Origin of the sequence: Candidatus Cardinium sp. cByotN1, from assembly GCF_022810525.1 — a bacterium.
In the GTDB taxonomy this organism is placed as follows: Bacteria; Bacteroidota; Bacteroidia; order Cytophagales; family Amoebophilaceae; genus Cardinium.
Genome location: NZ_JAACGG010000172.1, coordinates 1 through 12,004, shown reverse-complemented (window position 1 = coordinate 12,004; position 12,004 = coordinate 1). Strand labels below are relative to the sequence as shown.

Sequence of the window (12,004 nt, the reverse complement as noted above, 5' to 3'; positions counted from 1 at the left end):
TGGTGAACGGAAACAAAAATTCCTTAAGTTGACGCGATTGGGTGAACGAAAACGCTTTTTTGGGGATAATGTATTGAACAAGCTACCTATTTGTCAGCTTCCTTGTCTTATTTCCATCTTCTATGTGACCAAATCCAAAGCGCTGGATTGCGTAGAATATTGGCTTCTAGCTTTCTTGTATAGCTTTCTGCAATTGATTCAGGTGATAATTGCGTAGGCGTTTTTGTAAGTAATATAGGTCTTGCTATATAACTTCCCCGTTTGATGCGATCTATTGCTATGTAAAAGATAGGTTGATTGCATGTTTGAGCCAGCTTAGCAGCTGTTAAGGCAACCTTGGTCGTTTGGTTTAAAAAGATAGTAGCATGGGTATTGTGCTTATGGAATGGTGCTTGGTCTATTAAGAGTGTGGTAGCCTGCGGTGGCCCCTTATAGCTTCTTATATACCTGAATAAGGCAGCCATTGGCATAGCTTTCCGTTGAAAACGGCTTCTTATATGGCGTGCCATCTGATCTATTTCTTGATCGTGTAAAGGTTGATAGCCGGCACATAGGGTATAAGGCGTCTGTAAGGCAAGGGCATTGGCAATCCATTCCCAATTCCCAAAGTGGCCAGAAACTAGTATAATCGATTGGCCTTCCTGGTAGCATCTTTCTAGTGGTTCTATATCTTTCAGGGCAACCCGTTCTAAAAGCAGCTCATGCGTTATGGTCAACGCTTTTATATGTTCCAATAGGAGATCAGATAGGTATTGGTAAAAGGCTTTTTTTATTTGATTGCACTCCTGCTTTGTTTTGTTAGGAAAAGAATGAGTTAAATTTTGCTGTACTATTTTTTTTCTGTATCCTATTATGTAGTATATAACTATATATAATAACCTTGAGATAAGGTATAATGGTCGAAGTGGTAATAAAGAAATAAGATAACATAAGCGGTATAGCATGGGCTATTCTACTCTTTCTAAAAAAGCGGTTATTCTTTTAGCACTCTTATCTCTACCCAATAAGGCTATAATTTCTATAAGATCCGGACCAGCCATTCCACCTGTAAGTGCCATACGCAACAAGGGCATCATACCAGGAATAGACCATTCTTTTAATAATGTTTTAATCTGATCTGTTTGCCATTCTGGTAAAGTAGCTAATCCTTTTCTAAAAGCAACGATTCCTTCTTTGGTCCTACTATTCCATCTTTTCTCAATGAGTTCCCTATCATAATCAACAGGGTCAAAAAAGAAAAATCTGCCTTCTTTCCAAAAATCTTTAGGAAAGGTAATTCTATCCTGTACGAGGTTACAAATCGGAATAGCCTCTTGCTGGCTACAAGTTACATCTTCTTTAGCTGCTTCTGTTATAAAATAGCTGGCCCAAATAGTCGCTCCTTGCTTTTTGATATGTTGTTGGTTAAACCATTTAGCTTTAGCAATATCAAACTTAACCCCTGATTTGCCTAAGCGTTCTAGAGAAAAAGCTTCTATTAAATCTTGTTTGCTAAATATTTCTTGGTTAGTACCTGGGTTCCATCCAAGTAAAGCCAAGAAGTTCAACAACGCTTCTGGCAAATAGCCTGCTTCTCTAAAGGCATTTTCAACTGTAAGGTCTAGACTCTTCCAAGCGATAGGGAATGCCGGGAATCCATATTGATCTGCGTGGCGCTTGCTTAACTTTCCGTTGCCATTTGGGGCTAATAAGAGTGGCAGATGGATAAATTGCGGCATCTCATCAGCCCAACCTAAGTAACGATATAACAATATATGAATGGGGGTGGAAGGGAGCCACTCTTCTCCACGGATCACATGGGTAATCTTCATGAGATGATCATCCACTACACTAGCAAAGTGGTAGGTAGGCAAGCCGTCTGATTTCATTAAGACTTTATCGTCTAAGACAGAAGTATCTACTTTGACCCAGCCACGTACACCATCCTGAAAGCGTATTAACATTTTATGGGGCATTTTTAGCCGAATCACATAGGGTATTCCGGCTGCTATCCATTCTTGCACCTGTTCTAGCGGCATTGTAAGGCCATTGCGCATCCATTCACGACTTATAGCATTGTATTGTGGGTTGGCAATTTTAGCTGCTTTAAGCCGTTCTCGCATTGCTTCGATCTCTGCTGGTGTGTCAAATGCATAATAGGCATGTCCATTATCTAACAAGAATTGGATATAAGTTTGATAGATCCCAATCCGTTCAGATTGTTTATAGGGACCCAAAGAACCTCCTTGTTCAGGTCCTTCATCTGGCACAATCCCTAGCCAGCGTAAGCTTTCTAAGATGTAAGCTTCTGCACTAGGTACCAAACGCTTTTGATCCGTATCTTCAATACGTAATATAAAACGTCCTCCTTCTTTTTGGGCTAAAAGATAGTTATAGAGAATAGTTCTAACACTGCCAATATGTAATGCCCCAGTTGGACTGGGGGCAAAGCGTACATGTACGGCCATATATTTTTATATAAAAAAGAATTTATGGTATCTTTTCACCACATTGTAAAAAATCAAGCCCTGGGTAAAAAGCTTATATCTTGGCCAGAACCGTAATCCCCCCTTTTACTTTATCACCTACTGCTACTTTAATATTGGCATCTATTGGCAAATAAACCTCTGCTCTTGAGCCAAATTTAATAAAGCCACATTTTTCACCTTGTTGTACCTCTTCACCTTCTTTAAAATAAAACTTAATCCTACGGGCCATCAAACCTGCTATTTGTCTAAAAAGAATTTGCTGGCCATTTTCATTTTCAATTACGATGGAGGTTCTTTCATTATGGCTACTAGACTTGGGATGAAAAGCAACCAAGTGCTTGCCTGGATGGTATTTAAAAAAGACAATTCTGCCAGACATAGGAAACCTATTAACGTGTACATTGAACGGAGACATAAATATACTGATTTTGATCCGCTCTTCCTGTAAATATTCGCCTTCATATGTTTTCTGAATACTGAGGATTTTACCATCTGCTGGGCCTAATATATATTGATCTTGCGTATGGATAATACGGTATGGGTCTCTAAAAAAATAGATCAGCCAAAAATACAACGCACCACTAACTACTGCAAATCCTATGGATTGATGGTAAGTCAATGCTACTTTTTTATGCATACCATAATAAATAAGCAATAGAACAATAGGCGTACATAGTAAAATATCTCTTCCTTCTTTATGTATTTTCATTGTGGTCTAGACCTTTGCTCGTTTTGATTTTTTATGTAAAAAGTAAAGTTATTTTTATAAATGCAACTACTGCAGGAATGGTAAGCAATAAGCTGTCGACCCTATCTAATAGCCCTCCATGTCCTGGAATGATTTCACTGGTGTTTTTTACATCTACACTTCTTTTAAGCAACGAGGCCACTAAATCTCCATAGGTACCTGTAAAAATAGTGATCAAAGAGATCCAGAGCCATTGGCATAATGGTAAAATAGCAAAAAAATAGGCCATCGCATAACCAGCCATAATGGCAAATAAAGCACCTCCGAAAAAACCTTCCCATGTTTTTTGAGGAGAGATCCGTTTGAAAAGTTTAGATCTGCCTATGGCAGAACCTACTAGATAAGCACCCGTATCTTGGCTCCAGACAATGGTCAGTAGGCCTAGTATTAGCTCTTTGGAATAGCTGCCTTTAAAAAAGGCTAGGTAATGCAGCATGCCAAAAGGAACGGCAATATACAAAATGCCTAAAAAGGTAGCTGCGATATCTAAAAAGGGGTTCGAAGGTTTGCGGTTATATAGTGGGGTCATATAGACTAAAATAGCTAGTGGCATAGAGATATAGCCTAATAGGAGTGAGCTATTATCATAAAGGCAGTAGTGAAAGGCTATAGTATAAAAAAGCAGGCCTAAAAAAATTCCGTAACCACGCATCGGAGTAACATTTGCTTGTTTAAGCAGTTTATAAAACTCTAGCATAGCCAGCATGACTACATAAAAAAAGAGCAAAAAATAAGTCCAAGAAGACCAAAAAATGGCAAAAATAATAACGGGTGTAAAGAGTACAATCGAACAAAAACGCTGTACAAAATTGTTTTGCTTTTTCAACATAGGTGTAGCCTCTATTTTAATAGATGATGCAGCAGTTGCATCTATGCTTATTCCAACCGATTGGTTATAAGTCTTACAATGATATAAAATTTCATAAGAGTAACAAAATAGGGTGATCTACTCCTTTATTGCCAAAAAGCATCTGGTAGTTACATAGCTGCTGGCTCGACCATCGGCTCAAATAGGTTAGCTGTTTGCCCCTTTTGTTGGTTGGATCTACCAAACAATCGTTGTTTGAGTTGTTTAAACTCCAGTAAAGTAAATAGTGGTTCCAATTTGGTTCTACTGGGTCCTTGATAATGACACTTTTCCAAGTCTAATGTGATGGGTACATCGGTTCGAATCGTGGCCAGCTCTTTAGAAAGCATGCCTTGCTCAGCATATTGGATTAGGTTAGCTTTTAATCTACCGGTTAGATGAGCGCTATGTGCCAATAAGTTTTCAAGACTATCAAATTCTTTTATAAGCTTTCGTGCTGTTTTTTTGCCAATAGAGGGAATACCTGGAATAAAATCAGAGGGATCTCCTTCTAATGCTAAGATATCTTTTACTTGTTCTGGTCTAGCGATCTCCCATTGGGCTAAGATCTCTTTTTTACCAATGATGCTGGCTTTTTGGCCGTGACTACTAGGTTTATAGAGATAGATAACGTCCGTTACCATTTGGGCTAAGTCTTTGTCTGTAGACATGATATAAGTAGTACAGCCCATTGCAGCTCCTTTATGCGCTAATGTGCCTAGTAGGTCATCAGCTTCATAACCTTTACAGCTTACAGATAGAATACCAAATCCATCTAGAATGGATTGAATATAAGGAATTGCTATAGAGATTGCTTCTGGTTGTGCGGGGCGGTGAGACTTATAATTAGTAAATAGTTCATGTCGAAAAGTTTTTTCTTTGCTATCAAAGGCAACAATGATATGGGTAGGTTTTTCTTTTTGCAATACTTCTAATAGTGTATTGACAAAGCCCAGTATGGCCCCTGTTTCAATTCCCTCTGCAGTAGTAGTGTGTACCTTACTAAGAGCAAAATGGGCTCTGTAGATCAGTGACATACCATCTAATAAAAAAAGCTTTTTGAGCGTGTCTACCATTTTTGTCTTTTTTTTGAGTGGATATGCCGTAATGTTTTATGATATCATATCAACTCCTAAAGTTTATATGGCCTCTATAATACTTGCCACCATGTCTATGATCTGGTTTGATATGGCATCCCATTATAGAACATTTACCACCGATTGGGATGCGTATGCCGATCCCGACTTGAAAAATTATACCACCTATATAATGACTTACAGAAACTAGATCATCAGGAGTGCTTGGGTCACTATGTTCCAGAATCTCATTGTATAAGGATAAACCATAGGCCAAGCGAATGCTCCAATGCCAACTATAAAAAAAAGATTTTTCTAATGTAGTACCCAAGTCAAAAGTGCGGGGGTAGCATAGATAGTACTTTGTACCCAATTCAGAGAACGTATAGATGGAGGGTGTCCAAGTACCATCTATTAATAAAGTATAATAGCTAGTTTCAGTTATTTTAAAGCCCAAGCGAAGCAAAGATGTCCAAGTAAAGTAATAAGGACGTGTAGGTATATAGTTTGTTAGATACGCTTGCTGATCTTGTTTATTACTGAGTTGGCTATTGTTGACCCATTGGCCTATCATCTTTTTAAGAAAAGAACATCTTATACCTGCACCCGCACCAATCCGTAACCGGAAGAGTTCCGTAGAGAGCAACAGCTGTGTAGCAAGTGTTAGGCCCTTTCCAGTGAAACCAAAGATGTTTTTAGGGTCATAGCTATTTTGCTGTAGATGATCTGAATCACTATCCTTATCTTTGTTAAAGTAAATAGAAGGCCCATGATACCAGCGTATATAATAACATGGTATGATAGGTTCATCTGTTATATGATTAACTGTCATTTCACCGTCTTGTTTACCAGGGTGCATACGACTGACATGGACTTTATAATTATCTTGTTTAATATAAAAGGCGCTATCCAGTTGAATAAAGTTGCAAAAAGAATACTTTGAAGCATGCAATGAAACCAATGGGGCAAGCCATAGAAAATAGAAAGATAAATTAGTAAAGCACTTCAATGGAAAAATATGGTTATTTTTTGTATTTACTACTAGCAGTATAAACTATATGATTGGCGTTTTAAAATTAGATTTTTTTACCTTTATTTCCTAATTTGGTTCATGCAATAGCCTGATTGCTAGATTTACGTCAAGATTTGACCATTTGCTCTATATTCAAGATTACCAGTAAAGGAGTCTGTCGCAGGCAATCTAATCTAAAAGCTATTATCTATGCGTTATTATATTATTGCAGGAGAGCACTCCGGGGATATGCATGGGGCTGATTTGATTAGACAAATCAAAAGAATAGATTACCAGGCTACTTTTTGGGCTTGTGGAGGGTTGGCTATGTCAAAAGCTATGGGGGAACCTTGTAACGTAGATAGTTCAAAAATGGGTTATATCGGGATAGATTTTTTAAAAAAATGGTATGCCCTATGGAAAGTATTACAATTTTGCCAAAAAAGCTTAATAGGCTATCAACCAGATCTAGTCATCTTAATTGACTATAGTGGGTTTAATATGCGCATAGCAGCATTTGCTAAGCGAAATGGCTTTCCGGTAAATTACTATATACCACCCAAGATCTGGGCACATGGTTCAGGAAGAATCGAACAAATCAAGCGTGATGTAGATAGAGTATGGTCCATTTTGCCCTTTGAGGTAGCCTATTATCAGGCTAAGGGCTACTGTACAATTGATTATGTTGGCCATCCGCTTGTTCAAAAAGTGTCCGACCATCGCATCAATCCTGATTTTATAACAGAAAATAAGCTCGATAACCGCCCTATTATAGCACTATTGCCTGGTAGTAGATGGGATGAAATTCGGCGCTTGTTGCCCCTAATGGTTGCTCAGGCAGATGGTTTTAAAGGCTATCAGCTGGTAGTAGCTGGCTTAAGTCATCTCCCAAATTGTGCGTATAAGGCGGTATGTAGTGCTCAGGTTAAATTAGTTTATGACCAAACCTACGACCTAATGGCGGTTGCCAAAGTGGGTATCGTTGCTTCTGGAACAGCTAGTTTAGAAGCTGCTTTGTTTAATTTGCCCCAAATAGTCGTTTATAAGCTGCATCCGCTGGCTTACTTTTTGTATAAAAGAATGATCACAGTACAGTATATCTCTTTGGTCAATCTTTTGGTAGATGAATTGGTTGTTCCAGAATTAATTCAATATCAACTGACTAGTGACAAGCTTTATCTCCATTTGACCACTCTTTTATCAGAAAGTGGTAGCATCAAGCAACAAGCAGCCTATCAAGTGATTCGCCAATTATTAGGTAAAGAGCATGCTGCTGCTGCAGTAGCAAAAAGTATGTATAATGATAGAAAAAAAAGGGGGTAGAATCATGGCCATAGATTATGGGTTAAAGCGCGTAGGCATTGCTGTAACTGATCCTTTACAAATCATTGCCACCCCATTAACGACGATACCTACTACTACTTTATTTCTGTTTTTAAAGGAGTATTTGCAAAAAGAAAGTGTAGTGAGTTTTGTAATGGGGCTGCCTAAAGGTTTGGACGGGGGGCCTTCTAAGATGAGTAGGGTAGTGGAGGCAATTGGCTTAGAAGTAAAAAAGACATTTCCAGGGCAAAGTTTCTATTACCAAGATGAGCGGTTTACTTCTAAGTTGGCCATGCAGGGGCTCTATCAAGCTGGCTATTCTAAAAAGGATAGAGTAGATAAAGGCAATATCGATCAGGTAAGTGCAGCGATTATCTTACAATCTTTTTTGGTATCTCGTTATGGCAGTGGTCAATAGGTTATTTGTAGCTTACTTACACCAACTGCTTAATAAATTGGATTAAATCGGTTAAAATAACCTCAGTATAAATGACCATTTCACCATGGTCTACAAATAAACGAGGATCTATGGCTACTAAGTTACTAGCATGGATGATCCCTTTATACATCCTTCGTTTTATTTGTATGCGATTAGGTGCCATGATAGATAGCTGACTATGGGTTGGATATTTTGAATCTATTGCCACTTCCTTATGTAGCCAATCTTGCCTGCCTAACTGACTGGCTAATGGAATTAAAGTGTCGTGTTTGCCCTCTTTTTTACCAGTAATAAATAGCGCATAGGCATCATTTAATAGCTCTATGGCTCTCTTCTGTTCGGCTATTTGAACATGCATATTAAATAGCTCAGAAAAATCATTTTCGTAGGTGGCGATTAGTAAACAAGGTATTTTCTGGTTTTTTTGCAAAAAGTTATATACATTTTTGGTGCATGGGCTATTGGGTAATATATCTTTTAATCCATCTAAAGGCATCCATCCTGGACGTGCCACTATCCGCATCCATCTCTGGAGCGCCATGCTCCATTTAATCCTAGATAAGGGATAATCAATAAGCTGTAATCCTTTTTTTGCATCCGATATAAAGTCTTGCACATCCTTGCTACTGCGTTCTAGGAAAGGCGTGCCCATTAAAGGGGCGTTAAGGGTAATGATGCCTAGGATATTAAGTTGATTTTTATAGGATTCAGCTAAGGTACAGGCTAGCAGACCTCCTTGACTATAACCAATGATAATGATTGGAAAAGAGCTAGGTTCTTTTCCATATTCGATTAATGTAACGGCTATATACTTATCTATATCTTCTGCTTGTTGATCTATTGATCGTATGACAGATTTTAGCCGGACTCTGCAGGTTGGTTGAATGATTAGAACCGACTTGCCAAATGCGCTTTGGAGTCTTTCTGCAATCGGCTTTAGTTCATTGGCATGACCATATAAACCATGTAAAAGCAAAGCTGCAAAGGTAGGTTGTTGGCCTAAAATAGCTTTATACATTTGAAAATAGCACTTCTCCTTTGTTATAGCCAATAAGAATAGGCCGATCTTTGGTAACCCGTCCAGCTAGCAATTCTTTAGACAATGCATTGAGTATAATCCGTTGCATAAAGCGTTTGAGTGGTCTTGCGCCAAACTCCAAGCTATAACCTTCTTTGGCTAGGTAATCTATAAGCTCCTCATCCATCTGAATGACTATACCATTCTTGGCTAGATCTGCTTTAAGTTTTCTTACCTGAATAGCTACAATATCTTTAATAACTCTTTTAGAGAGTGGATTAAACATAATAATTTCGTCTATCCTATTTAAGAATTCTGGTCGCATCTGTTTTTGGAGCAATTGTACAACTGCTTCTTTGGTTTCTGCCAATATCTCTTTATTTGGCAGATCTTGGTTACCAGCTAATTGGCTTTGAATAAGATGGGCCCCCATATTACTGGTCATGATAATAATCGTATTTCTGAAATTGGCTGTTCTACCTTTATTATCGGTTAGCCTACCATCATCCAATACTTGCAATAAAATATTAAAAACATCTGGATGTGCTTTTTCTATTTCATCTAATAAAACTACTGAATAGGGCTTTCTACGAACCGCCTCTGTAAGTTGCCCTCCTTCATCATAGCCTATGTAGCCAGGTGGTGCACCAATCAGTCGACTGACTGAATGTTTTTCTTGGTATTCAGACATATCTATTCGAATCATAGCCTGTTCATCGTTGAATAAAAATGTAGCCAATGCTTTGGCTAGTTCAGTTTTACCTACCCCAGTGGTACCTAAAAAAATAAAAGAACCAATCGGTTTACGAGGATCTTGTAATTCCGCTCGACTTCTGCGTACTGCATCAGCCATAGCCTGAATGGCTTCTGCTTGGCCTGCCACACGATCAGAAAGTATATCTTCTAAGTGGAGTAATTTTTCTTGCTCATCTTGAAGCATTCTGGACACAGGAATACCCGTACGGTGGGCCACAATTTCAGCAATATCTTCTTTGGTAACTTCTTCTTTAAAAAATGGACTAGCCTCACGTAATGCTTCTACCTGCTCTTCGAATGCTTTCAGTTTTTTTTCTGCCTCTGCCAGCCTGCCATATCTAATTTCTGCCACTTGACCATAGTCAAAATTGCGTTCTGCTTCTTTAGCTTCTAAGTGCAATTGTTCGATTTTTTGCTTCTGTATACCAATGCCCTCAATAATCGATTTATCGTGCTCCCATTTTGCTTTTAGATTATTTTTTTGTTCAGTTAGGTCGGCAATGGTTTTAGATAATTCTTCAAGTTTTGTGGGGTCATTTTCTCTTCGAATAGCTTCCCTTTCGATTTCTAATCGAGTAATTTTGCGTTGTATTTGGTCTAAATCTACAGGAATGGTATCTAAGCCAATACGCTTCTTGGCACCTGCTTCATCTATTAAGTCGATCGCTTTATCAGGTAGGCGAAGTTCTGGGATATAGCGATAAGAGAGTGTTACGGCAGCTACCACTGCATCACGCAAAATACGAACATTATGGTAAGCCTCATATTTTCCCTTTATGCCTTCTAAAATAGAAATAGAATCCGCTTGGGTTGGTTCGTCTACCATAACTACTTGAAACCTTCTTTCTAATGCTTTATCTTTTTCTATGTACTTTTGGTATTCCTTGAGTGTAGTAGCACCAATAGCATGCAGTTCGCCACGTGCAAGGGCTGGTTTGAGTAAATTGGCTGCATCCATAGCTCCTTCACCAGAAGCACCTGCTCCAATAAGCATATGAATTTCATCAATAAAAAGAATAAATTCCCCATTAGAATCAACCACTTCTTTGATAACGGCTTTAAGTCGCTCTTCAAACTCACCTTTGTATTTGGCACCAGCAATTAAAAGTCCCAAATCTAGTGCAAAAATTAGCTTAGACTTGATGTTTTCAGGCACATCCCCTGCTACAATTCTTTGGGCTAGCCCTTCTATGATAGCTGTTTTGCCTACACCAGGCTCCCCAATTAACAGCGGATTATTTTTAGTTCTACGGGAAATAATTTGCAGGGTTCTTCGAGATTCCTCATCCCGTCCAATAACCGGATCTATTTTTCCCTCTTTAACCAGCTGATTGAGATTTTTTGCGTAACGCGCTAGTGACTGATATTTAGACTCTGCCGTAGGATCTGAGACTTTATGGCTACCACGTAATCCGTGAATAGCTTGTAACAAAGACTGTTCTGTTATGCCATGGGTTTTCATCAGGGCTGCCGTCTTGTCTTGGCCAGCACACAGACTTAACAGCAAATGTTCTACTGCAATAAAGTCATCACCTAATTTTTTTTGGTAGCTTGCCGCCTGTCGTAAGCTAACCTCCATATGGGGTGATAAGTAAGGCTGCTGTCCAGAGGCTTTCGGATAGCTTTGAATGAGTTGATCTAATGCTTGCTTTAAAGGTTCTAGAGGCACCTGCAGTTGTTGGGTAAGAAAGGTAACGTGTGCTTCATTACTACTTATAATGGCCTTGAGTAAGTGGCCTGTTTCAATAGTAAGTTGTTGGTTGTCTTGGGCAATCTCTATAGCGCCTTGTAGGGCCTCTTGTGCTTTAATGGTATATTTTTTAAAGTCCATAATGCTAGGGGTTGATCATTACTTTACTGTTACTTGGGTAAATATAATACTTTTGTCCTTCTGTTGTAAGGAACTTTGATACCAATAGCCGTCTTGCAAAACCTATCTATGGCGTTATAGCCATCTAATGATTTGCATTATTTAGATTTTATGCATAAAACTGGGTCTTATTCTATAGCTAATAGAGCAAAGCAAGTGTTATTTCGATATCTCTAATATTTTTTATACCTTATAATCAAGACTTTAAAATGTTTTGTATAGCTTGCTTCTATCCATTCAGCTCTCACCCACTGGGGTTGGTTATACCTAAAAAAGAAACTTGCTTAACGCTAGTTTCTTAGAAGCCAATGGCTTCAACTTAAGGAAAATTGTTTCCGTTCACCACTATGGCTTATGCTAGAAAAAAAACGCGCCCTTTGAAAAAAGTGCGATCAGAAAGCGCAGTTTACAGATGAAAAGAAAAACAGTTGCCGGGATGGATTGCAG

General features: G+C 38.6%; 10 protein-coding genes. 2 read left to right on the top strand and 8 right to left on the bottom strand.

Annotated features, from left to right (window positions below; all coding sequences use genetic code 11):
• Positions 1–107: 107 nt before the first annotated feature.
• The 6 genes from MUW73_RS04260 to MUW73_RS04235 all read right to left on the bottom strand — a co-directional run bounded on the left by MUW73_RS04260 (position 108) and on the right by MUW73_RS04235 (position 6,091).
• Positions 108–944 carry a lysophospholipid acyltransferase family protein gene (locus MUW73_RS04260; protein WP_243018084.1) on the bottom strand — a complete coding sequence of 279 codons (837 nt, stop codon included), beginning with the start codon at positions 942–944 and terminating at the stop codon, positions 108–110.
• A gap of 3 nt (positions 945–947) precedes the next feature.
• Entirely contained in the window at positions 948–2,447 is a 1,500-nt protein-coding gene (gene gltX / locus MUW73_RS04255) for a glutamate--tRNA ligase (RefSeq protein WP_243018085.1), read from the bottom strand.
• 73 nt (positions 2,448–2,520) lie between these two features.
• Complete coding sequence (locus tag MUW73_RS04250; protein ID WP_243018086.1) at positions 2,521–3,177, bottom strand: phosphatidylserine decarboxylase family protein; 657 nt, start codon at positions 3,175–3,177, stop codon at positions 2,521–2,523.
• A gap of 31 nt (positions 3,178–3,208) precedes the next feature.
• On the bottom strand, positions 3,209–4,045 hold the full coding sequence (locus MUW73_RS04245; protein WP_243018087.1) for a phosphatidate cytidylyltransferase: 837 nt from the start codon (positions 4,043–4,045) through the stop codon (positions 3,209–3,211).
• A gap of 149 nt (positions 4,046–4,194) precedes the next feature.
• Positions 4,195–5,139 carry a 5'-3' exonuclease gene (locus MUW73_RS04240; RefSeq protein WP_243018088.1) on the bottom strand — a complete coding sequence of 315 codons (945 nt, stop codon included), beginning with the start codon at positions 5,137–5,139 and terminating at the stop codon, positions 4,195–4,197.
• Positions 5,140–5,188: 49 nt separating this feature from the next.
• On the bottom strand, positions 5,189–6,091 hold the full coding sequence (locus MUW73_RS04235) for a hypothetical protein (protein WP_243575297.1): 903 nt from the start codon (positions 6,089–6,091) through the stop codon (positions 5,189–5,191).
• Between the two features lie 270 nt (positions 6,092–6,361).
• Here MUW73_RS04235 and lpxB point away from each other — a divergent pair, with 270 nt between their 5' ends.
• Both lpxB and ruvX read left to right on the top strand, forming a co-directional pair.
• Positions 6,362–7,474, top strand: coding sequence for a lipid-A-disaccharide synthase (gene lpxB, locus MUW73_RS04230; protein WP_243018090.1), 1,113 nt, complete (start codon positions 6,362–6,364; stop codon positions 7,472–7,474).
• Complete coding sequence (gene ruvX, locus MUW73_RS04225) at positions 7,452–7,892, top strand: Holliday junction resolvase RuvX (RefSeq protein WP_243018091.1); 441 nt, start codon at positions 7,452–7,454, stop codon at positions 7,890–7,892. Before lpxB ends, ruvX begins: the two co-directional genes overlap by 23 nt.
• Positions 7,893–7,908: 16 nt before the next feature.
• On the opposite strand, the gene MUW73_RS04220 is transcribed toward ruvX, so the two are convergent.
• Positions 7,909–8,931, bottom strand: a complete 1,023-nt coding sequence (locus MUW73_RS04220; protein ID WP_243575296.1) for an esterase/lipase family protein — start codon at positions 8,929–8,931, stop codon at positions 7,909–7,911.
• Positions 8,924–11,518 (bottom strand): ATP-dependent Clp protease ATP-binding subunit, encoded by a 2,595-nt coding sequence (locus tag MUW73_RS04215; protein WP_243575295.1) that lies wholly within the window; start codon positions 11,516–11,518, stop codon positions 8,924–8,926. Before MUW73_RS04215 ends, MUW73_RS04220 begins: the two co-directional genes overlap by 8 nt.
• Positions 11,519–12,004: the final 486 nt, after the last annotated feature.

Excerpts from the sequence above, each read along its gene's own strand:
- MUW73_RS04240 (WP_243018088.1), bottom strand. The coding sequence starts at position 5,139 with ATGGTAGACACGCTCAAAAAGCTTTTTTTATTAGATGGTATGTCACTG.
- MUW73_RS04220 (WP_243575296.1), bottom strand. The coding sequence starts at position 8,931 with ATGTATAAAGCTATTTTAGGCCAACAACCTACCTTTGCAGCTTTGCTT.
- MUW73_RS04250 (WP_243018086.1), bottom strand. The coding sequence starts at position 3,177 with ATGAAAATACATAAAGAAGGAAGAGATATTTTACTATGTACGCCTATT.
- MUW73_RS04260 (WP_243018084.1), bottom strand. The coding sequence starts at position 944 with ATGCTATACCGCTTATGTTATCTTATTTCTTTATTACCACTTCGACCA.
- MUW73_RS04245 (WP_243018087.1), bottom strand. The coding sequence starts at position 4,045 with ATGTTGAAAAAGCAAAACAATTTTGTACAGCGTTTTTGTTCGATTGTA.
- MUW73_RS04215 (WP_243575295.1), bottom strand. The coding sequence starts at position 11,518 with ATGGACTTTAAAAAATATACCATTAAAGCACAAGAGGCCCTACAAGGC.
- ruvX (WP_243018091.1), top strand. The coding sequence starts at position 7,452 with ATGATAGAAAAAAAAGGGGGTAGAATCATGGCCATAGATTATGGGTTA.
- gltX (WP_243018085.1), bottom strand. The coding sequence starts at position 2,447 with ATGGCCGTACATGTACGCTTTGCCCCCAGTCCAACTGGGGCATTACAT.
- lpxB (WP_243018090.1), top strand. The coding sequence starts at position 6,362 with ATGCGTTATTATATTATTGCAGGAGAGCACTCCGGGGATATGCATGGG.